Origin of the sequence: Actinoplanes sp. NPDC023714 (genome assembly GCF_040639855.1) — a bacterium.
Lineage (GTDB): Bacteria > Actinomycetota > Actinomycetes > Mycobacteriales > Micromonosporaceae > Actinoplanes.
Genome location: NZ_JBFAAR010000004.1, coordinates 596705 through 617396, shown reverse-complemented (window position 1 = coordinate 617396; position 20692 = coordinate 596705). Strand labels below are relative to the sequence as shown.

Genomic DNA, 20692 nt, shown 5'->3' with positions numbered 1-20692 from the left:
TCACATCGCGGCGTGGCCGTGCCGCCAGTAGCCGATGAAGTCGACGTTCTGCTTCGGGATCCGGCGCTCACCCACCAGGTGGCGGCGGGCGCCGGTCGCGAGCGCGGACTCGCCGACCAGGTAGGCGTAGACCGGCCCGGACGGCAGCTCGGCCGCCCGCAGCGTCTCCAGGGCCAGCGCCCCCGGCACCCCGGCCGCGCCGTCCCGCGCCACCCAGACGAGGGAGACGCCGGGCGGCGTACGGAAGTCCTGCTTGTCCTCGCCGGACGGCAGCTCCACGACGGCGATGCCGCGAGCGTCCTCCGGCAGCGACTCGCAGATGCCGGCCACCGCGGGCAGGCCGGTCTCGTCGGCGACCATCAGCGTCCACTCGTGATCGCCGCGAGGGTTGTAGCCGCACCCCTGATCGAGCAGCCCGACCTGCTCGCCCGGCGTGGCGTTGAGCGCGAACGTGCTGGCCGGCCCGCCGTGCCCGGCGGCGTCGGCGTGCACCACGAAGTCGACGTCGAGGGCGCCCGGCCGGTGCGCGCGGACCGTGTAGTTGCGGACGAACGGGCGCTTCGGCTTCGCGGTGGCGAGGTACTGCGCGTACCAGAGGCCGGACGTGCGGGTCGGCAGCTTCAGGGTGTCCTGTCCGGGCCGGGCCAGGAAGAGCCGGAACCACTGGTCGTAGCCGAGCGGCGTGAACCTCTCCAGCCCTTCGCCGCCGAAGGTCACCCGCACCACGTTCGGCGAGATCCGTTCCGAGCCGGTCACCTCGACCATCACCACATGCGGGTCGACCGGCTTACGGATCTTGTAGTTGGACATCGAGCGGCCTCCACGGTCCGGCGGGAGGAGTAAGGGTAGCCTAACCTCGCCGTGGAGATCCATCGTGTCCGGCGGAGAATGGCAGGATGGCCCTCGTAGCGCGCGGCTTCCTCGCCGTACTCATGGTCCTGATCTTGATCGTGCTCTTGATCTGGTCCCTGCAGCGGCGGCTGATCTATTTCCCGGACCGGTCCACGCCCGCGCTCGCGTCCGGCGCAAGCGCCGTGACGCTCCGGACCGACGATGGGCTGCGGCTGAGTGCATGGCTGATTCCGCCCATGGGTACGGAGGACCGCCGGCTCTCCGTCCTGGTGGCCCATGGCAACGCGGGCGACCGGGAGGGCCGGATGCCGCTCGGCCGCGCGCTGGCGTCGCTCGGGCTCACCGTGCTGCTGCTGGACTACCGCGGCTACGGCGGGAACCCGGGCGGCCCGAGCGAGCGGGGCCTGGCCCTCGACGCGGACGCGGCGCGGGACCATCTCGACACGCTCGGGCAGCCCGTCGTGTACTTCGGCGAGAGCCTCGGAGCCGCCGTCGTGACCGCCCTCGCCGTGCGCCGCCCGCCGGCCGCGCTGGTGCTGCGGTCGCCGTTCCGCTCGCTCGCCGCGGCCGGGAAGGTCCACTATCCGCTGCTGCCGGTCGGCCCGCTGCTGCGCGACCGCTATCCGGTCGAGACGCAGATCGCCCAGGTCAGGGTGCCGACGCTGATCGTCTGGGGCACGGCCGACACGGTGGTGCCGGGCGAGCAGAGCGCCGCGGTGGCCGCGGCGGCCGGCGGTCCGGTGCGCACCCTGGCGATCGCCGGCGCCGGCCACAACGACCGGGCCATGCTCGACGGCCCCGAACTGATCGCCGCGGTCCGCGCCCTCCTCGACGACCTCCCTTGACCGGCGGGTCCGCGCCCTGCTCCACGAGCTCCCCTGACCGGCGGGTCCGCGCCCTGCTCGACGAGCTCCCCTGACCGGCGGGTCCGCGCCCTGCTCGACGAGCTGCCCTGACCGGGCTGTACACCAGTGCTGTCCGGCCGCCCGAATTGCCGCTCTCCGGTACAGCCGGCTGCAGCGCATCGCTCCCGAGCCACCTCGCGAGGGCCGGCTGCAGCGCGTTGTCGCGACACGCCGCACGCGACAGCAACGTGCTGCAGCCCGGCGGGCCGGCGGGTTCGCACGTGACGGGAGCGGGTCCGGCGCCCCCACGCCGGACCCGCTCCGCGCTGCCCGTCCCCTACGTGCGATAGCGCTGGAGGAACCGGGCTTCGGCGAGCGCCAGACGGGCGATCTCGCCGGGATCGACGCTTTCGTTCGGGGCGTGGATGAGCGCCAGCGGCTCCTCCACACCCATCAGGATGATCTCCGCGTCCGGATAGGTGGCGGCGAACACGTTGCACAGCGGGATCGAGCCGCCCTGTCCGAGAGTGGTCATCTCCCGGCCGAACGCTTCCAGCATCGCCGCGGAGAGTGCCCGGTATGCCGGACCGCCGGTGCGAGCCTCGAAAGGCTGACCGATCGCCTCGGTCTCGACCCTCACCCGGACCCCCCACGGCGCGGCCGCCTGCAGGTGCGCGATCAGCGCGTCCTGCGCCTTCACGGCGTCCGTGCCGGGCGGCACCCGCAGGTTGAGCCGGGCCCGGGCGCGCGGCTGGATCGCCGCGGCCGAGCCGACCACCGGCGGGCAGTCGATGCCGAGCACGGTGATCGCCGGGCGGGCCCAGAGCATGTCGGATACCGTGCCGTCACCGAGCAGCCCGGCCCCGTCGACCAGGCTCGCGTCGGAGCGGAACTGGTCCGGCGGGTACGGCGCCCCGTGCCACGTCTGATCGTGCTCGAGACCGGTGATCGTGGTGTTGCCGGCCGCGTCCCGCAGCGTGGAGAGCACCTGGATGAGCGCCGCGAGGCCGTCCGGGGCGGGGCCGCCGAACATGCCCGAGTGCAGTTCGCCGGTGAGCGCCTCGGCCGTCACCACGACGTTCACCATGCCGCGCAGCGTGATCGTCGCGGCCGGCACCCCGACCGCGGCGTTGCCGGTGTCGCAGACCAGGATGGCGTCGGCCCTCAGCAGCTCCGGGTTCTTCTCGACGAAGTCCTCGAGCCCCCCGGTGCCCTGCTCCTCGGACCCCTCGACGATCAGCTTCAGGTTGACCGCCAGGTCGTCACCGAGGGCCCGCAGTGCCGTGAGGTGCATGACGATGTTGCCCTTGCAGTCGGCGGCGCCCCGGCCGTACCACCGCCCGTTCACCTCGGTGAGCTGGAACGGCGGGGTGTGCCAGGCCTTGTCGTCGAGCGGCGGCTGCACGTCGTAGTGGGCGTAGAGCAGCACGGTCGGCGCGTCCGGGCCGGCGGTGAGCCGCTCACCGTAGACCGCCTTGCTGCCGTCGATCGTCTCGTGCAGGCCGATGTTCGTGAAGCCGACCTGGGCGAAGCGGTCGACCACCCAGTTCGCCGCCTTGAGGCACTCCTCCGGCGGGTACTGCCGCGGGTCGGCGACCGACGGGATCGCCACCAGCTCGGAGAGGTCGGCGTGCGCCTGGTTCATCAACCCCTGCACCCGCTCCACCAGGCTCACGACGCCACCTCCGCGGTCTTGAGATCGTCGACGACCTGCTGGAACCGGTCGATGTACTGCGGGCAGTAGATCTCGATGATCAGCAGCTGGCCCTTGACCACCCGGTTGTCCACGATGACCGGGCGGATGCCGGGACCGGCGGCGCCGTTGGTGAGCTGGCCGTAGAGCACGCCCCGGCGCAGCGCGCTGTCCGGGTCGAGGCAGACCGCGCCGCCGTCGTCGCCGAGCGTCCGGACGATCTGGTCGGTGGTCGGCACCCGGGCGCCGGCGGTGGCGAGGGCGGTCTGCAGCTTCTCGGCCTTCTCGACGGCCTCCTGCGACTCCTTCTTCGCGTGGTAGCTGAAGATCGCGACGCCGCCGAGGAGCAGCACGAGCAGCCCGGCACAGACGTACAGAACGGTGTGGTTCTTCATGCCACGACCTCCTCGGCATCGCTGGGCTCGGTGCGCCAGGACGGCTTGCGGAAGCGCAGGAACAGGTACGGGACGAGCAGGCCGAGCCCGAGCGCGCCGCCGGCGACGACCGCGAGGTAGACGCCCACGCTGCCGGAGCCGAACTGGGACGGCGGGATGAACCCGATGAGCAGGGCCGCGAGGGACGCCGCGAAGCCGACGCCGCAGAGCCCGGTGAGCATCGGGGCGCGGTAGCCGCGCGGGTGGTCGGGGTGCTTGCGGCGCAGCCGCACGGCGGCCACGAACATCAGCAGGTACATGATCAGGTAGACCTGGGTGGTGATCACCGAGAAGATCCAGTACGCGCTGGAGACGTCCGGGATGAACGCGTAGGCCAGGGCGATGACGGTGGTGACCAGACCCTGGGTGACCAGGATGTTCTGCTGCACGCCGTGCTTGTTGAGCTTCTGCAGGAACGGCGGGAGGTAGCCCTCCTGGCGGGAGATCAGCAGCAGGCCCTTGGACGGGCCGGCCAGCCAGGTGAGCATGCCGCCGAGCGACGCCGCGACCAGCATGATGCCGAGGATCGGGGTGAGCCACTGCGAGCCGAACGCGGCGAACACCGCGTCGAACGCCTGCATCACGCCGGCGGTGAGCGAGAGCTGCTCGGCCGGCACCACCCAGCTGATCGCCAGGGCGGGCAGGATGAAGATCAGCAGCACCAGGCCCATCGCCAGGAACATGGCCCGCGGGAACTCGCTGCCCGGCTTGCGCAGCGAGCCGACGTGCACGGCGTTCATCTCCATGCCGGAGTACGACAGGAAGTTGTTGACGATCAGCACGAGGCTGGACAGGCCCGCCCAGGCCGGCAGCAGGTTGCTCGCGGTCATCGGGGCGGCCGACTCGTTGCCCTGGCCGAGGAACGCGACGCCGAGGATCACCAGCAGGGTGCCCGGGATCAGCGTGCCGATGATGAGCCCGCCGCTGGCGAGGCCGGCCACGCCGCTGGTGCCGCGGGACGACACCCAGACGCCGGTCCAGTAGCAGACCATGATCACGATGGCGGTCCAGACGCCGCTGGACGCCAGCTCGGGGTTGATCACGTACGCCAAAGTGCTCGCCACGAAGCCGAGCAGGCTCGGGTAGTAGAAGATCGTCATCGCGAACTGGCACCAGACCGCGAAGAACCCGGCAGGCTTCGAGATGCCCTCGCTCACCCACTTGAAGACACCGCCCTCCCAGCCGGACGCCAGCTCCGCCGAGACGAGCGCGGTCGGCAGCAGGAAGACGATGGCCGGGACGATGTAGAGGAAGATGCTGGCCAGCCCGTAGACCGCCATGGTCGGGGCCGGCCGGAGGCTGGCCACCGAGCTCGTGGTCATCAGCGCGAGCGCCACCCACGAGATGTATGCCACCGTCCTGGTGGACTTGGCTCTGCTCGCCGCCGCAGGAGCCGGGGTCGAAGACGCCGGTCGTTTAGCGGGCACGTCCATTGCGCTCACGCTGCCCTCCGTTCACACGGTTCGAGATCGTGTCCCGGCGGCATCATCGGCTGATCTGAATGTCGTTCGCCTCATCCGCTGCGAGCGGTTCGGTCCGATGATTCGGCCGCCGTACCACGCGCCGAACCCGGCGGCGGCCAGTCCGAGCAGCTCCAGGAGCAGCAGCCCGAATCCGGCGAGACGGTCGTGGCTGCGTACGCGCATGAGGGTGAGCACGGCGAACCAGATCAGCACGCCGACGTCGAGCAGCAGGCTCAGGAAGGCGGCCCGGGCCTCGTCCGGGCCGCGGGCGGCGAACGCGTCGAACCCGCTCGCCAGCACGGCGAGCATGCCCCCGGCCAGGCCGGCGACCAGGTTCCAGAAGGCGAGCGTGCCGACCATGGCGGGTGCCCCGAGCAGGCTCGCGAGGTCGAAGAGCAGCGCCATCACGAAGAGGCCCAGCGGGAACATCAGCAGCAACGGCTGGACCGGGTGACCTCCGAGGCGGAGTCGGCTCTGCACGTCCTCCAGCCTCGGCGTCCCGGGACGATCAGGCCTCACCCCGGGCGGGTGATAGGCGGTCGCCAACGGGTGAAACCGCTGCTCCCACGAGCATCCCGACGGCCACGGCGATCAACAGCCCCACCATGTCGGCGAGGCCGCCGACCCCGGTGATCGGGTTGCCGCCGATCCAGCTCTCCAGCCCGCGCAGCCCGTGCGAGCCGGGGGTCAGCACGTAGAACGCGCCGAGATAGAGCACGTAGGCCGGCGGGAACGCGGGCCTACGCCCGAGGCGCAGGGCCGCCACGGTCATCACGACGGCGCCCGCGAACGTGCCGAACGGGTCGCCGAACGCCCGGACCGCCACCTCGGTGACCGCCGCGGTGAGCAGGATCAGCGCCAGCGCCCAGGGGAAGTCCCGGGGCGCCATCGAGAACGTCAGCATCACCCCGGCGGCGAAGAGCACCCAGCCGCCCCAGACCAGGGCCGGGCCGAGGTTGCCGTCCACCGGCACGTCGAACAGCGCGCTCGCCGGCACCCGCAGCAGCACCGTCGCCACCAGCGCGCCGAACGCGAGCACCAGCAGCACGGCGAGGCTGTAGATCAGGCGGGCCGCCCCGGCCGTCATCCGGTTCGACGCCAGCTCCAGCGCGGCCGCCGTGATCGCGTCACCGGGGATGAAGTAGAAGAGCGCCGGGACGATCAGCTGGATCGGCCCGCCGTCGATCAGCCCCCGCTCGGACAGCGTCACCACGATCGCGGTGACCAGCACCGACGCCACGAACGGCGAGACCAGCACGAGCCGGCGCCGGCCGGCCGAGACGACCACGATCAGCCCCGCGAGCAGGCCGGTCAGCGCCGATACGCCGACCTGCTGCCAGGTCGCCTGCACCGAGATGCCGAAGCCGACCGTGAACGCGATCAGGCCGAGCACCTGGGCCGGCCGGCGCCAGCGCGGCGGCATCGCGCGGATCTCGGCGAGCCGGGCCGCGGCCCGGTCGGCCGGCAGTCCGGCGTGGATCGCGGCGATCAGCCTCTTGCGCTCGGAGACCTCGTCGAGCGGGGGCACGCCCGGCTCCCGGGCGAATGACAGGGTGCGGTCGCCGACGGTGAGCAGCGCCGCGTCGGCCAGGAAGACCACCTCGACGTCGTGGCCGTAGCGGGCGGCCACGTCGCGTACCGTCGCCTCGCAGGTCATCGTGCCCTCGAAGCTGGTCGCCAGCAGCCACTCGGTGAGCGGCCCGAGCAGGGCCAGGAGCTCCTTCTCGGTGGTCACCGCAGCCTCCGGACGGTGCGGGCCAGCCCGCGGTAGAGCGGATGCCCGCAGAGCACGCCGAGGGCGACCGCGAGCATCGAGCCGACCGCGCCGACCAGGTCCTCGGAGCCGCGCACCGAGTCCTGCCCGAGGTACTCGGTCATCCCGATCAGGGTGAGCGCACCCGGCACCAGCAGCCAGAACCCGGGCAGGAACGAGACGAGCGCCGGCGGGCCGGAGGGCAAGCGCTCCACGACGTACGCCACGACGGTGAGCGCCACCGCGCCGACGAAGCCGCTCAGGTAGCCGCCGAGCGCCAGGTTGCCGAGGTATTGACCCGTCCAGCCGGCGTAGAGCACCACGCAGAGCCAGCCGAACGTGCGCGGCGGCCCGGCCAGCATCAGGAAGTTGCCGAGCCCGACGACGAGCGGCCCGATCCACGGTCCCCACCAGCCGAGGGCGCTCGCCGGCACGTCCGCCGCGGCGGTCGGTGGCGGCACCCCGACCAGCTGGGACGCGCCGAGGATGCCGAACGCGAGCAGGAGCAGCTGCATGATGCCCGCCACGAGCCGGCTGGCCCCGGTGATCATCTCGTACGCGGAGAGCTCCACCACCGCCATGGTCAGCATCGCGCCGGGCAGGAACGTGACGAGCGGGGCCACCATGGCGCGCAGGTCGGCGTGGATCCAGCCGGAGTCGGCGATCAGGAAGGTGAGCGAGGCGACGGTGAGGGCGGCGACCACCGGCATCACCATCTGCGCGGCCGGCCAGCGGACGCCGGCCAGCTTGAAGACGCCGACCAGCACCCCGAAGAGCGCCGAGAGGATCAGGTCGTTCCAGGTCGGCAGCAGGATCAGGCAGATGCCGGTGGTGAGCACGGCGTGGCCGGTCACCCGGACCGCCGGGCCGAAGCGGGGCGGCGCCTTGACCAGGTCGAGGATCCGGCGGCTGCCCTCGGCCGGCGCGACCTCGCCGTGCTCGGCGGCCCACAGGATCCGGTAGAGCTCGGCCGTCTGGTCCAGCCGCAGGCCGCCGTAGAGCTGCTTGGTCGGCTCCTGGGTGGCCGGCCGGCCCGGCTCCAGCGACACCACCATCAGGGTCGGGAAGACGCTGATCCGGGCCTGCGGAGCGCCGTACGCCGCACCGACCTGCTGCAGGCGGTCCTGGATCTGGGTGACCGCCTCGCCGGCGGCGGTGAGCGCGCTGCCCAGGTAGAGCAGGAACTCGAGCAGCTCCTTCTCCGAGGTCGTCGGCTTCGTCATCGTCACCTCCGCGAATGCACGGTAGGCGGATCACTGCCGGATGAAATCACCCGGCGCGAAGGATGCTCATGGTCACCGGCGGCGGCGACGCTGAGGCACATGTCCACGACCGGAACGGACCGCGCGGCGGGGCTCGGGGTGCTTCTGGCGGCCTGCGTCTCCGCACTCGTGGTCAACGCGAACACGTCCGCCGTCACCATCCTGCTGCCCGCGATCAGCGACGACCTCAGTGTTCCGGTCGACACCCTGCAGTGGGCGGTCACCGGCTACATGCTGGTGGGCGCCGCGGTGATCGTCACGTCCGGCGCCCTCGGCGACGTCTTCGGCCGCCGCCGGATCTTCCTGGGCGGCCTGGTCCTCTTCGTGGCGTCCTGCGCGCTGATCGCTCTCGCCGACGGCGCGGCCGGGGTGATCGGCGGCCGGATGATCCAGGGCGCGGCCGGCTCCACGATCCTCGCCTGCGGGATGAGCCTGCTCTCGGTCGCCTCCTCGGGCGCCGCGCAGATGAAGGCGATCACCCTCTGGGGCGCCGCGTCGGCGATCGGCGCGGCGGCCGGCCCGCTGATCGGCGGCGCGCTCGTCGACGCGACCGGCTGGCAGGGGCTGTTCTGGCTGGACGCGGTGATCGCGGCGGTCTGCATCCCGCTCACGCTCATGACGGTCAAGGAGTCCCGCGACCCGAACCGGCCGCGGTCGATCGACTGGCTCGGCACCGTGCTGGTCGCCGTCTTCCTGGTCCCGCTCGTGCTCGCGCTGAGCGAGAGCGGCGACTGGGGCTGGCTCTCCGTGCCGACCATCTCCTGCCTCGTCGTCGCGGCGGCCGGCGGGTACGCCTTCGTGGTCGCCGAGCGCCGCGCCGCCGCGCCCCTGGTCGACCTCCAGCTGCTGCGCAACCGGGTGCTGGTCGGCTCGACCATCGCGATCCTGCTGGTGGCGGGCGTCCTGAACGCGCTGATGTACCTGTTCAGCCTCTACTTCCAGGACCCGTCCACCTTCGGCATGTCGCCGCTCGACGCGGGCGTCGCGACGCTGCCGGCCGCCGCCGCGATGATCGCCGTGACGCCGCTGATCACCCCGTTCGCCATGAGGATCGGACCGGCCCGGGCGGTGGCCCTCGGCTTCGCCCTGGCCGCCGCCGGAGCCGCCGCGATGATCTTCGTGACGTCCTCCTGGTCGTACGCGGCCTTCGTGCTGCCGATGATCGCGATCGCGGTCGGGCTCGGCTTCGCGAACGGCCCGGCGTCCTCGGCGTCCACCTCGGCGGTCCCGGCCGACCAGGTCGGCCAGGCGTCCGGCATCTCGAACATGGCCCGGTACGTCGGCGGCTCGCTCGCCGTCGCGGCGGCCGCCACCGTCTCCACCGGCGTGACGGCCGGGCAGACCGCGGACGGCGCCTCCCCGGCGGACGCCCTCGCCGCCGGCATGGCCGGGGCGTCGGTGCTGCTGGCCGTGCTGTCGGCGGCCGGGGTAGCGCTGATCGTGCTGATGAAGCGGCACCACGAGGGCAAGCCGTCCGCCGTGCACCTCGCGGCGGCCGCGGCCGGAACCAGCCACACCATCCCCACCCGACCGACGGAGGCGGCATCCCGATGACCTTCACGACCAAGGACTTCCAGCGCCGGATGGAGAGGGCGCTCACCCAGGCGGCCGACGCCGGGCTCACCGGCGTGCTGGTCACCCCGGGGCCCGACCTCGTCTACTTCCTCGGATACCAGCCGACCGCGATCACCGAGCGGATCACCATGCTGGTCCTGGACGCCGACCACGACCCGCACCTGATCGTCCCGCTGCTGGAGCGGCCGGACGCCGAGGCCGCCCCCGGCGCGTCCGCCGTGACGATCACCGACTGGGCGGACGGCACCGATCCGTACGCCGCCACGGCCCGGCTGCTCGACCCGCAGGGCCGCTACGCGCTCTCCGACTCGGCCTGGGCCATGCACCTGCTCGGCCTGCAGAACGCGCTCCGGGAGACCCGCTACACGTCGATCACCGGTTCGCTGCCGATGCTCCGGGCGGTCAAGGACGCCGACGAGGTGGAGCGCCTGGCCGCGGCGGGGGCCGCGGCCTATGAGCAGATCATCGGGGTACGGTTCGCCGGCCGCACCGAGACCGAGATCGGCACCGAGCTGGCCCGGCTGCTCCGCGAGCACGGCCACTCCCAGGTCGACTTCACCGTCGTCGGGTCCGGCCCGAACGGCGCGAACCCGCACCACGAGATGGGCGACCGGGTGATCGCCGAGGGCGACATGGTGGTGCTCGACTTCGGCGGGCTCAAGGACGGGTACGGGTCGGACACCACCCGGACCGTGCACGTGGGCGAGCCGACGGCCAAGGAGCGCGAGGTCTTCGAGATCGTGAAGCGGGCGCAGCAGGCCGGGTTCGAGGCGGTCCGGCCCGGGGTGGCCTGCCAGGAGATCGACCGGGCCGCCCGCCGGGTGATCGAGGAGGCCGGGTACGGGAAGGACTTCATCCACCGGACCGGGCACGGGATCGGGCTCACCACGCACGAGCCGCCGTACATGGTCGAGGGCGAGCAGCGGCCGCTCGTGCCGGGCATGTGCTTCTCGATCGAGCCGGGGATCTACCTGCCCGGCCGGTTCGGGGTGCGGATCGAGGACATCGTGACGGTGACCGAGAACGCCGGCCGCCGGCTCAACAACACGAGCCACGAGCTGCGGATCGTCGCATGAGGAGGGCGCTCGCGCTGGTTCTCGCGGCCGGGCTCGCGCTCGGCGGGGCGGGATGCGGTGGCGAGGGCGGGGACGGCGGGGTGGCGCTGCCGTCGGCGCTGCCCTCGCTCGACCGGCCGGACCGGACCGCCACCACCCGCCCGGAGGCGACACGGACCGAGGAGACCCGAACCGAGGAGACACAGACCGAGGAGACGCCGGCCGAGGAGACCGAGGAGCCGGAGCGGACCACCGAGCCCACCCGGACGCGGGAGACGGCCGATCCGGAGCCGACCACCGAACCGGCCCGCACCACCGATCCGCCGCGGCAGGAGGAGCCTGAGCCGGAGGAGACGCGGCAGGAGGAGACGGAGCCGGAGGAGACGGGACAGGCGGCGCCGCCGGCGGCGACCCGTACCCCAGAGGAGACCGCGACCGGGACGCCCGCCGCGACCACCACCGCGCCGGCCTCCGCGGAGGCCGTGCCCGTCGCGGAGAACGACGACAGCGGAGGCTTCCTGCCGTGGCTGCTGCTCTTCCTGGCGATCGGCGCGGTCATCGCGATCGTCCTGATCAACCGGTCGCGGCGGGAGTCGCAGTGGGACGGCGAGGGCGGTGCGCTGGCCGCCGAGACACGCAGCGTGGTCGGAGTGCGACTACCGCCCGTGCTGACCGCGACGACGGCGGGTGAGCGAGGGCTGGCCTGGCCGCCGGTCCGCGACGACCTGCGTGATCTCTCGGCGCGGTGGGGCCTGCTGTCGCAGAACGCGCCGGACGGCTCGCGGCACGCGAGCGCGAGCCAGATCGCCGTGCTGCTGCGGGATCTCGTTCCCGCGATCGACGCCGAGAACGAGGCGCTCGCGACCGGCCGGGACTGGCGGATGCTCCGCCCGCAAGTGGAACAGATTCTCGACGCATTGACGGCCGTCATGCAGCCGCAGACGGCGGACCCGCGGCGGACCCCTCCCCCACCACCCGCCGAACCGTATTACGCTTGACCGGAATTGATCACCGTAAATGATCTTGTGTCGCTTTGCTGACGGCAGTGGAGCCTGCACGATGCGACGATGACGCACTGTGCCGTTGGCGTGACGGCCGGGCCCCTCGCCGGTTCATTGCAGTCGCGCCCCGAAATGAACGGGGTGAAGAGATGAATTCCACGGAGCCGCCCGCTATAGCCGAGCCACATCTGGTCCGGCCGCGCCTGCACCGCCTGCTCGACGAGGGGGTGCAGCGCGCCGTCACGACCGTCCAGGCCGGACCGGGCTGGGGCAAGACCACCCTGGCGGCCGGGTGGGCCGGCAGCCGGTCCCAGCCGGTCGCCTGGCTCACCCTCCAGCGCCGGCATGCGACGGTCCCGGCCTTCTGCGCGGACGTCGCGGCGGCGCTGCACGGCGCGTTCCCGCCGGCCGCGGCGCCGGGCCGGTCCCGGCAGGTGCGCGCCCCGCGGATCGATCCCGGCCCCGTCACCGACGAGGCCGGCCTGCGCAGGCTCGCCGCCGGCCTGGGCCGCCCGGTGCCGCTGATCCTGGACGACCTCCAGGCCGTCCAGGGGTCGCCGGCGCTGCGGGTGCTGGCCGGGCTGATCCGCCGGCAGCCGCCCTCGCTCCGGCTCGTCCTGATCGGCCGGACCGAGCCCGGCCTGCCGCTGCAGGTTCCGCGGTCGTCCGGCGCGCTCTTCCCGATCAGCACGGCCGACCTGCGCTTCGACGAGCGGGAGGCGGCCGCGCTGATCGCCCGGCTCCGCCCCGAGGTGAAGTTCTCGGACGGCCCCTCCGACCCCGCCTCGACGATCATGAAGCTGGCCGAGGGGTGGCCGCTCGGCATCCGGCTCGCCGCCGCGTCGACCGGGACCGACCCGGGCGAGGTGATCGGCGACTACCTGTCCCGGGAGGTGATCGCCGGGCAGAGCGCCGCGATCCGCCGGTTCCTGCTCCGGACCAGCATCGTCGACGAGGTCTCCCCCGAGCTCGCCGACGCGCTGACCGGCACCCCCGGCAGCCGCCGCATCCTCACCGCGCTGGAGCGCGCCACCGGGCTGGTCAGCGGGTACCGGTACCACGGTCAGCTCCGCGCCGAGCTGCGCCGCGGCCTCGACCGGGAGGCGCCGGACGAGGTGGCCGATCTGCACCGCCGGGCCGCCCGCTGGTACGCCGAGGCCCGGATGATGCCGCAGGCGATCCGGCACGCCGCCGACGCCGGCGACTGGGACTACCTGAGCCGGCTCGCCGTCGGCCTGGCTCCCGGCCTGAGCGTCTCCCCGTACCGGCTGGACTTCCTCCGCGCGCTCCACCGGATCCCGGCCAGGCTGCTGCCGACCACGCCCGAGTTCCTGGTCTGCGCGGCCATGCTCGCGGTCGACACCGGGGACTTCCGCGCCATGCCCGGCCTGATCGCCCGGGCCCGGGCCATGCTGGCCGGACGACCACCGGCCGACCGGCTCGCCGCCGACACCGTCCTGGACATCCTCGAGGCGAGCGTGGTGCTGCGGATGTCCGGCGACATCCCGGCCATGCTCGCCGCCTCCGAGGGCATCGTCGACCGGATGCGCGACGCCGACCCCCGGGTCCTGCCGATCGCCCCGCACGTGCGCGTCGTTGCGACGATCATGCGAGGACTCGCGCTGATCTGGATGATCCGCATCGACGAGGCCCGGCAGTGCCTCGGCGACGGGCTGGCCGAGGCCCGGGCCATGGGCATGCCGCTCACGGCGGTCAGCGCGATGGGACATCTGGCGCTGCTGGCCTACTTCGACGGCACCCTGGGCGAGGCCGAACGGCAGGCGTGCGCGGCGTACGAGCAGGCGGAGAAGCTGGGCGCCACCGGGATGGTGCAGGCGACCGCGTCGTACCTGGCCCTCGCCCTGGTCGAGGTCGAGCGCGACCGGCTCGCCGAGGCCCAGGCCATGCTCCGCAACGCCCAGCACGCCTCGGCCGACCCGCCGGAGGCCCCGCTCTTCGTGGTGGCCGCGCTGGTCCGGGCCCACCTGGCTCTGGCCGGCGGCGACCACGGGGCCGCCGCGGCGGTGCTCCGGCAGGCCCGGGAGGAACGCGGGCCGGCCCTGCGGGCGCCCCTGCTGGAACGCTGGATGGACCTGGTCGAGTACGAGATCGACCTCGCCGCCGGGCGACCCGGCCGGGTCGTCGAGCTGCTGGGCCGGGTGGCGCACCCGTCCCCGGCCGAGATGATGGTGCTGGGCCGCGCCCTGCTCGCGACCGGCGATCGGGCCGGCGGAGAGGAGCTGCTGCGCCGGGTCACGGCCGCCGCCGACCCGCTCTCCGCCTGCTCGGCGTGGATCGTCATCGCGCTGGAGGCCGGCGCCCGGGGCGACACGGCCCGCGGCGCGGCGGCCGCGGCCCGGGCCGTCGCGCTCGCCGAGCCGGAGGGCATCCGGCGGCCGTTCCGGGTGCTCGGGGCCGAGCACCTGCTCCGCGCGGACGTGGTGCTCGACCCGCTGAGCGAGCGGGAGCTGGAGGTGCTGCGGTATCTGCCGTCGGTGCTCACCGCCAACGAGATCGCCGAGGAGCTGGGCATCTCGGTCAACACGATCAAGGCGCATCTGCGGTCGATCTACCGGAAGCTGGGCGCGGCCCGGCGGCGCGAGGCGGTGGACCGGGCCGCCCAGGCGGGTCTCCTCTAGCCGGGCTTCCACGCTCGCCACAGCTCGGCGTAGCGCCCTCCGGCCCCGAGCAGCTCGTCGTGGCCGCCCTCCTCGACCACCCGGCCCTCGTCCATCACCAGGATGCGGTCGGCCGTGGCGGCCTGGGTCAGGCGGTGGGCGACGATCAGTGTGGTCCGGCCCTCGGTCGCCGCGACGGCGGCCCTCTCCAGGTCGCGGGCGCCGGAGCTGCCGGCCTCGGCGGTCGCCTCGTCGAGGATCGCCACGTCCGGGTCGGCGAGGATGAGCCGGGCCAGGGCCAGCTGCTGGGCCTGCGCCGCGGTGAGCCGGTGGCCGCCCTCGCCCACGTGGGTGGCGAGGCCGTCCGGGAGGGTCGGCATCCAGCTCTCCGCGCCGGCGCGTTTCAGGGCCTCGGTCAGCTCGGCGTCGGTGGCGTCCGGGTCCGCCAGGCGGAGGTCGTCGGCGAGCGGGCCGGCGAAGACGTGGACCTCCTGGCTGACCAGGGCGATCCGCCGGCGGGTCGCGTGCTCGCCCAGGTCCTCGAGGTCCACGCCGCCGAGCGTCACCGTGCCGTCCGAGGGGCGGATGATGCCCGCCGCGATCGCCGCCAGGGTGGTCTTGCCGGCCCCGCTGGCGCCGACCAGCGCGACCCGCCGGCCGGGTTCGACCCGGAGGGTCACGTCGGTCAGCACGGTGGGGCCGTCGTCGTAGCGATGCTCTTTCACGCGGACGGTGAGCGCCGCCTCTTTGGGCGACATTTCCGATTTTTCGTTATTTTGTGGCAGGTTGGCCACTCCCACCAGGCGCGCCAGGCTCGCCCCGGCCTGCAGCACCACGTCCGCCTCCATGAGCAGCAGGCCGATCGGGTTGAACAGCCGGTGGAAGTAGAGCGCCGCCGACGTGGCCGCGCCGACCGTCGCCATGTCCGCGCGAACCAGCAGGAACCCGGCCACCAGCACGGCCGACAGCCCGATCAGCTCGGCCGTGTTGATCCGGGAGCTGAATCGCGTGTAGATGGTGAACACGTCCAGGGCCAGGTCGCGGGTGACCCGCGAGCGCCGGTCGATCAGCGCGATCTGCTCCCGCTCCCGGCGGTACGCCCGTACCGTCGCGGCGCCCTGCAGCGCCCCTGCCATCGCCTGCGCCCGCTCCGACGAGGCGACCCGTTCCTTCGTGTAGAACGGCATCGACCTCGGCAGGTACCAGCGGAGCGCGAGGGCGTAGCCGGGCGCCGCCGCGAGACCGGCCAGGCCGAGCCGCCAGTCCAGGGCGAACAGGCCCGCCGCGGTCAGCACGATGGAGAGCAGCGCGCCGACGAACAGCGGCCCGCCTCCGGTGATCGCGTTGGCGACCACCGCGACGTCGTCGCCGGTCCGGGCCACCAGATCGCCGGTGCCGGTACGCTCCAGCGTCGCCGACGGCAGGTGCAGCGCCCGGTCGACGACCCGCTCCCGCAGCCGGGCCAGCACGGTCTCGCCGAGCCGGGCGAAGACCGCCGCGCCCGCCGCGGTCAGCACGCCGCCGACCACGGCCGCCGCCGCGATCACGGCGGCCCAGGAGAGCACCCGGTCGGCGCCGGCGCCGGCCATCACGTCGTCCACGAGCCGGCCCAGCACCCAGGGCGCGACCAGGCCGGTCGCCGACGCGGCCACCAGCAGCACCGCGGCGCCGGCGGTGTGCCCGGGCAGCCGGGCGAACTCGGCCCGGGTCGCGGCCCAGGTCTCGCCGGGAGTGGCGGTGGGCAGCAGAACACGGCTCATCGGAGCACCATCTCCCGGTAGCGCGGCCGGCTCGCGACGAGCTCGTCGTGGGTTCCCTCGGCGACCACCGTGCCGCCGTCCACGACGGCCACCCGGTGCGCGGCCCGCAGCAGCGCCGGGCTGCTGGTGATCACGAGGGTGCCGCGGTCGTCGCGGCCCCGGGCCGCGGCGAGACGGTCCGCGATGAGGGCCTCGGTGACCGCGTCCACGGCCGTGGTCGGATCGTGCAGGACCAGCACCGGCGGGTCGGCGGCGAGCGCGCGGGCCAGGGCCACCCGCTGGCGCTGCCCGCCGGACAGGTTGGCGCCGCGCTCCACCAGGTCGTGGTCGAGGCCACCGGTCAGGACGTCCTCGGCGGCCGCCGCGTGCACGGCCGCGAGCAACTCGGGTTCGGGCCGGTCGCCGAGGTTGGCGCGCAGCGAGCCCTCGAAGAGCGTGACGTGGTGGTGCTCGACCAGCACGACACCGCGGACCCCGGCGATGTCCAGGGTCTCGGCGGCCGCCCCGTCGACGGCGACGGTGCCGCGGTAGTCCTCGCGTGCCACGTTGCCGGCCAGCAGGGCGAGCAGCGACTCGGCGTCCCGCGCGTCGTAGGCGAGCAGTCCCAGCACCTCCCCGGCACCCACTCGTAGTCCGAGATCGTTCAAACCTTCGTACGAAATGCCGGAGAGAACGAGCCGCTCCGAAGCCGGCGGCGGAACGCTCGCGTCGCCCGGCCGGATGGCCGGCGGCGCCTCGAGAACCCTGGTCACCCGGGCGGCCGACGCCCGCGCCGTCGCGAAGAGCTGCACGCACCAGCCGAGCGTCTGCACCGGCTCCGCGATGAACTGGGCCAGACCCACCACCGCGACGAGCTCACCGATCGTGATCTCCCCGCGCAGCGCGAGCCAGCCGGCCACCCCGGTGATCGCCGCGAGGAGCAGGCCGTTCACCGCCGTGGTGAGCCCCAGGTGCACACCCTTCGTGTTCGCGGTCCGCAGCGTCTGTGACAGCGTGTGACCACTGGCCTTCGCGTAGCGCTCGGCCGCGTGATGCTGCGCCCCGATCCCGCGCAACACCCGCAGCCCCGTCACCAGATCGACAGCCGTCGCCGTCGTCGCCGCGAGAGCCGCCTGCTGAGCGTCACTCCGGCGGGTCAGCAGCGGCGCGAGGCGCTGCAGACCGAGCAGAGCCATGGGTACGAGGACCAGCACGCCGACGCCGAGCGGGACGTTCACCACGACCAGGGCGATCGCCGACACGAGGAGGGCCGTGCACGCCGCCATGGTCAACCCGACCGCCCGGACCGCCTCGACCGCCTGCTCGGTGTCCCCGGCGGCGACGCTGAGCAGCTCACCGTCCCGGAGCCCGGACCGCTGACCGCGCGGATCCAGCGCCTTCTCGGCGATCTCCACCCGCAGCAGATGAGCCTCCCGCTCGGCGGCCCCGTAGCCCAGCCGCGAGCCGAACCGCCACGCACACGCCAGCACGGCGAACAGCGCCGCCAGCCCGGCCAGCGAGATCAGCAGAGCGGGCACATCCCCGGTCGCCACCGCCCGATCGATCACGATGCCGATCGCCACCGGCACCAGCGCCTCGGTCGCCTGATGAAGGCAGAGCAGCGCCACACCGGCGGAGAGGCGGGCGCGGTGGCGCTTCACCGCGCGCATCAACAAGCTGTCCGTCATAGTTAGGCCACCCTAACGAACCGGGGTGTCCACAGGCCGCGAGCTTTGACACTCCCCACACCTCCGGCTCCGCCACCCTGGCCGGATGCTTCCCCCTCCGCAGGTCCCTTTCCGCGGCTCCGTCGCCGTCGAGGCCGGGCTCCTCACCCGAGGCCGGCTGCGCGGCCGCGACTGGCGCCGCCTCCTGCCCGACGTCTACATCCACCACGACACGCCGGTCGACCATCGGATCTGGTGCGCCGCGGTCGCCCTGATCCTGCCACCCGGCGCCGCCATCGGCGGGCTCAGCGCCGCGTACCTCTGGGGCGCCGGACTGTCGCGCACCCGGGCGCAGGTCTCCATCGTGACGCCGCGGGATCAGCGGATTCGCCCCCATCAGCGGATCGCACCGCACTACACGATCTTGGGGCCGGACGACCTGACACTCCTGGACTCCCTGCCCGTGACGACCGCCGAGCGAACCGCCTTCGACCTCGGACGGCGACTGCGCCGCGCGGACGCGCTCGCCTCCGTCGACGCCCTGCTCCGAACCGGTCATGTGGACCTCGGACGGGTCGCCGCCCTCGCCCGCGAACGCAGCCGCTGGCCTCGGACAGCGCAACTCTCCGAGGTGCTGCGACTCGCCGACCCGCGGTCCGAGTCGCCGATGGAGACCCGCATGCGCCTGCTGTTCCACGATGCCGGCCTGCCGCCACCGCGACCACAGCTCGAGGTGCGCGACCGGGACGGCCGCCTGGTCGGCCGGGTCGACCTGGGATGGGAGACGTCGAGGGTGGCCGCCGAGTACGAGGGGGACCACCACCGCGGCGTCGATCAGTGCCGCCAGGACGTGGCCCGGGTCAGCGCCCTGCAACTGGCCGGCTGGACGGTGCTCCGCTTCACCGCCGACGACATCCTGCGCCGCCCACGCCGATCGACGGCCCTCGTGGCCACAGCCCTCGCCCGCAGCCGATGACCCCCACCGCCCGCCGAGGCGGGATTGACGCCCGATTTGTCGCCCCTTCGTGCAGCCACGCGCAGTGGCTGCACGGGAAGGCGGGGTTCACGCCCGATTTGTCGCTCTCCTGCACAGCCACGCTCGGTGGCTGCACGGGAGGGCTGGGTTCGCGCCCGATTTGTCGCCCTCTCGTGCAGCCGCACCCCAGCTGCACAGGAGGGCTCGGTCAGCGCCCGATTTGTCGCCCTCCTGCACAGCCACGCCCGGTGGCTGCACGGGAGGGCCGGGTTCGCGCCCGAATTGTCGCCCTCCCGTACAGCCGGCAGCCGCAGCCGGCCGCAGGTCAGGCGGCGACGGGACGGGGCGACCGCAACCCCGTGATCCCGGCGATCACCAGCAACAACCCGATGAAGACCACCGTCGTGGCGCCGATCAGCAGGAACGCCGTCAACCCCAGACTCGGCCACACCAGGATCGCCACGCCCGCGAGCAGCGCCACGATCCCGAGCGCGATCCGCCAACCGCCGCCGTCACGACCGGAACCGATCGCCACGAAGATCTCCGCGAGGCCGTCGAGCATCCAGCCGATCGCGACGACGACCAGCAGGAGCGCAAGCGAGCCGGTGATGTTGCGGAGGCAGAGGATGCCGACGATCGCGACCAGGACGCTGAAGATGATCCCGAGCACGCGATACATGACCGGGTGGTTCGGCGCATAGAAGAGCAGGAGCACCGTACGCGTGACGCCCATCAGCAGCAGGTTCAGTCCGAACAGGAACCCGACGACTTTGAGCGTGGCGGAGGGCCAGGCCAGCGCGACGATGCCGAGGATCACGGCGAGGACGCCGAGGACGAGCCGCGCCCAGGCCCACGAACGGGAGTGGTCCATCACCGCACCTCCCGGCCGTGCACGGCGAGGCTGTAGATGACCAGCACGCAGGTGGCGATGATGATCGTGCACCAGACCGGGTAGGCCGGCAGGAAGAGCAGGTTGCCGAGGGCGCTCACGCTCGCCACGATGATGCCGATCACCCGCGCCCAGGTCTTGCCGAAGAAGACGCCGAAGCCGGCCGCGATCGTGATCAGGCCGAGGGTCAGGTGGGTCCAGCCCCAGACCGTGTAGTCGACGGGGACCGCGAGGCCGTCGCTGGTGGTCAGGAAGTATTCGTCACGGCCGATCGCGACGAGCCCCTCGATGGCCTGGAACCCACCGAGGATCAGCAGCATCATGCCGCTGAAGACGACCAGGCCGGGCCAGAGGGTGGGTTCGGCCTCGGGGTATGTCCGGGTGCCCGACATCCGGTGCTCCTTTCGGTTCAGATATCGCTCCGCGGGACGGGTGCCCGCGGCAGATCACTGATGGCCGCGGCCAGGTACGGCCCGACCAGCTCGGCGCGTTGGGACCGGTCCGCGGTCACCTCGAGGAGCGCGCCGTCCGGCAGCCGCAGCCGGACCGCGATGGCGCGCGTGCCGGACGTGCGCCGGGACTCCGACCGGGGAACCACGTAGACGCCGGTCGCGGTGACCTCCGCGGCGAGCCGCAGGGTCCGGTCGAGGACCAGGCCCCGGCGGATCGTCAGCACGTCGCCGGTCCAGCGCGCCTGCATCGGACGCGACCAGTTGCGGCGCAGCCACCGCCAGCCGGCCGGCGGCGGCCCGCAGGCGCGGACCCGGCAGCGGAAGGAGACGAAGGCGAGCCGGGCCCGCCGCTCCCGGCCGATCGCGGCCGCCAGCAGGATCAGGATCAGGAAGATGACGGCGAACATCACGCTTGAGA

General features: G+C 73.1%; 18 protein-coding genes. 6 read left to right on the top strand and 12 right to left on the bottom strand.

Annotated features, from left to right (window positions below; translation table 11 throughout):
* Positions 1-810, bottom strand: a complete 810-nt coding sequence (locus AB0G10_RS22080; protein ID WP_360924549.1) for a siderophore-interacting protein — start codon at positions 808-810, stop codon at positions 1-3.
* Between the two features lie 86 nt (positions 811-896).
* Here AB0G10_RS22080 and AB0G10_RS22075 point away from each other — a divergent pair, with 86 nt between their 5' ends.
* A complete protein-coding gene (locus AB0G10_RS22075; protein WP_360924546.1) occupies positions 897-1697 on the top strand; it encodes an alpha/beta fold hydrolase in 801 nt (266 codons plus the stop codon).
* A 337-nt stretch (positions 1698-2034) separates the two neighbouring features.
* Here AB0G10_RS22075 and AB0G10_RS22070 read toward each other — a convergent pair whose 3' ends face one another.
* The 6 genes from AB0G10_RS22070 to AB0G10_RS22045 all read right to left on the bottom strand — a co-directional run bounded on the left by AB0G10_RS22070 (position 2035) and on the right by AB0G10_RS22045 (position 8263).
* Positions 2035-3372, bottom strand: coding sequence for a dipeptidase (locus tag AB0G10_RS22070; protein WP_360924543.1), 1338 nt, complete (start codon positions 3370-3372; stop codon positions 2035-2037).
* A complete protein-coding gene (locus AB0G10_RS22065) occupies positions 3369-3785 on the bottom strand; it encodes a hypothetical protein (RefSeq protein WP_360924540.1) in 417 nt (138 codons plus the stop codon). The genes AB0G10_RS22070 and AB0G10_RS22065 overlap by 4 nt, the downstream gene beginning before the upstream one ends.
* On the bottom strand, positions 3782-5179 hold the full coding sequence (locus AB0G10_RS22060; protein ID WP_360924537.1) for an APC family permease: 1398 nt from the start codon (positions 5177-5179) through the stop codon (positions 3782-3784). Before AB0G10_RS22060 ends, AB0G10_RS22065 begins: the two co-directional genes overlap by 4 nt.
* Before the next feature lie 99 nt (positions 5180-5278).
* Complete coding sequence (locus AB0G10_RS22055; RefSeq protein ID WP_360924534.1) at positions 5279-5767, bottom strand: DUF2231 domain-containing protein; 489 nt, start codon at positions 5765-5767, stop codon at positions 5279-5281.
* A gap of 28 nt (positions 5768-5795) precedes the next feature.
* A complete protein-coding gene (locus AB0G10_RS22050) occupies positions 5796-7022 on the bottom strand; it encodes a threonine/serine exporter family protein (protein WP_360924531.1) in 1227 nt (408 codons plus the stop codon).
* Complete coding sequence (locus AB0G10_RS22045) at positions 7019-8263, bottom strand: threonine/serine exporter family protein (RefSeq protein ID WP_360924528.1); 1245 nt, start codon at positions 8261-8263, stop codon at positions 7019-7021. Before AB0G10_RS22045 ends, AB0G10_RS22050 begins: the two co-directional genes overlap by 4 nt.
* Before the next feature lie 99 nt (positions 8264-8362).
* On the opposite strand from AB0G10_RS22045, the gene AB0G10_RS22040 reads away from it, so the two are divergent.
* The 4 genes from AB0G10_RS22040 (at position 8363) to AB0G10_RS22025 (ending at position 14572) form a co-directional block, all read left to right on the top strand.
* Positions 8363-9856, top strand: a complete 1494-nt coding sequence (locus AB0G10_RS22040) for an MFS transporter (protein ID WP_360924525.1) — start codon at positions 8363-8365, stop codon at positions 9854-9856.
* Positions 9853-10953: an aminopeptidase P family protein gene (locus AB0G10_RS22035; protein ID WP_360924522.1), complete on the top strand. Its 1101-nt coding sequence runs from the start codon at positions 9853-9855 to the stop codon at positions 10951-10953. The genes AB0G10_RS22040 and AB0G10_RS22035 overlap by 4 nt, the downstream gene beginning before the upstream one ends.
* Positions 10950-11930 (top strand): hypothetical protein, encoded by a 981-nt coding sequence (locus AB0G10_RS22030; protein WP_360924519.1) that lies wholly within the window; start codon positions 10950-10952, stop codon positions 11928-11930. The genes AB0G10_RS22035 and AB0G10_RS22030 overlap by 4 nt, the downstream gene beginning before the upstream one ends.
* Positions 11931-12082: 152 nt before the next feature.
* Entirely contained in the window at positions 12083-14572 is a 2490-nt protein-coding gene (locus AB0G10_RS22025; RefSeq protein WP_360924516.1) for a LuxR C-terminal-related transcriptional regulator, read from the top strand.
* Here the strand turns inward: AB0G10_RS22025 and AB0G10_RS22020 are convergent.
* Together AB0G10_RS22020 and AB0G10_RS22015 are read right to left on the bottom strand one after the other, a co-directional pair.
* The gene (locus AB0G10_RS22020; protein ID WP_360924513.1) at positions 14569-16311 is read right to left on the bottom strand and encodes an ABC transporter ATP-binding protein; all 1743 of its coding nucleotides are present in this window, start codon (positions 16309-16311) and stop codon (positions 14569-14571) included. The two genes, AB0G10_RS22025 and AB0G10_RS22020, sit on opposite strands and share 4 nt — an antisense overlap.
* Complete coding sequence (locus AB0G10_RS22015) at positions 16308-17978, bottom strand: ABC transporter ATP-binding protein (protein ID WP_360924510.1); 1671 nt, start codon at positions 17976-17978, stop codon at positions 16308-16310. The genes AB0G10_RS22020 and AB0G10_RS22015 overlap by 4 nt, the downstream gene beginning before the upstream one ends.
* Positions 17979-18063: 85 nt before the next feature.
* Between AB0G10_RS22015 and AB0G10_RS22010 the strand changes: the two genes are divergently transcribed.
* The gene (locus AB0G10_RS22010; protein WP_360924507.1) at positions 18064-18933 is read left to right on the top strand and encodes a DUF559 domain-containing protein; all 870 of its coding nucleotides are present in this window, start codon (positions 18064-18066) and stop codon (positions 18931-18933) included.
* 325 nt (positions 18934-19258) lie between these two features.
* Here AB0G10_RS22010 and AB0G10_RS22005 read toward each other — a convergent pair whose 3' ends face one another.
* From AB0G10_RS22005 to AB0G10_RS21995, 3 genes are read right to left on the bottom strand one after another with little or no spacing between them, the layout of a single operon-like run.
* Positions 19259-19804, bottom strand: a complete 546-nt coding sequence (locus tag AB0G10_RS22005; protein WP_360924504.1) for a DUF308 domain-containing protein — start codon at positions 19802-19804, stop codon at positions 19259-19261.
* Positions 19804-20214, bottom strand: coding sequence for a hypothetical protein (locus AB0G10_RS22000; protein ID WP_360924501.1), 411 nt, complete (start codon positions 20212-20214; stop codon positions 19804-19806). The genes AB0G10_RS22005 and AB0G10_RS22000 overlap by 1 nt, the downstream gene beginning before the upstream one ends.
* 17 nt (positions 20215-20231) lie before the next feature.
* Entirely contained in the window at positions 20232-20681 is a 450-nt protein-coding gene (locus tag AB0G10_RS21995) for a hypothetical protein (protein ID WP_360925015.1), read from the bottom strand.
* Between the last annotated feature and the right edge of the window lie 11 nt (positions 20682-20692).

Coding starts and splice junctions, on each gene's coding strand:
- AB0G10_RS22080 (WP_360924549.1), bottom strand. CDS start 810: ATGTCCAACTACAAGATCCGTAAGCCGGTCGACCCGCATGTGGTGATG.
- AB0G10_RS22075 (WP_360924546.1), top strand. CDS start 897: ATGGCCCTCGTAGCGCGCGGCTTCCTCGCCGTACTCATGGTCCTGATC.
- AB0G10_RS22065 (WP_360924540.1), bottom strand. CDS start 3,785: ATGAAGAACCACACCGTTCTGTACGTCTGTGCCGGGCTGCTCGTGCTG.
- AB0G10_RS22045 (WP_360924528.1), bottom strand. CDS start 8,263: ATGACGAAGCCGACGACCTCGGAGAAGGAGCTGCTCGAGTTCCTGCTC.
- AB0G10_RS22040 (WP_360924525.1), top strand. CDS start 8,363: ATGTCCACGACCGGAACGGACCGCGCGGCGGGGCTCGGGGTGCTTCTG.
- AB0G10_RS22035 (WP_360924522.1), top strand. CDS start 9,853: ATGACCTTCACGACCAAGGACTTCCAGCGCCGGATGGAGAGGGCGCTC.
- AB0G10_RS22030 (WP_360924519.1), top strand. CDS start 10,950: ATGAGGAGGGCGCTCGCGCTGGTTCTCGCGGCCGGGCTCGCGCTCGGC.
- AB0G10_RS22025 (WP_360924516.1), top strand. CDS start 12,083: ATGAATTCCACGGAGCCGCCCGCTATAGCCGAGCCACATCTGGTCCGG.
- AB0G10_RS22020 (WP_360924513.1), bottom strand. CDS start 16,311: ATGAGCCGTGTTCTGCTGCCCACCGCCACTCCCGGCGAGACCTGGGCC.
- AB0G10_RS22015 (WP_360924510.1), bottom strand. CDS start 17,978: ATGACGGACAGCTTGTTGATGCGCGCGGTGAAGCGCCACCGCGCCCGC.
- AB0G10_RS22010 (WP_360924507.1), top strand. CDS start 18,064: ATGCTTCCCCCTCCGCAGGTCCCTTTCCGCGGCTCCGTCGCCGTCGAG.
- AB0G10_RS22005 (WP_360924504.1), bottom strand. CDS start 19,804: ATGGACCACTCCCGTTCGTGGGCCTGGGCGCGGCTCGTCCTCGGCGTC.
- AB0G10_RS22000 (WP_360924501.1), bottom strand. CDS start 20,214: ATGTCGGGCACCCGGACATACCCCGAGGCCGAACCCACCCTCTGGCCC.
- AB0G10_RS21995 (WP_360925015.1), bottom strand. CDS start 20,681: ATGTTCGCCGTCATCTTCCTGATCCTGATCCTGCTGGCGGCCGCGATC.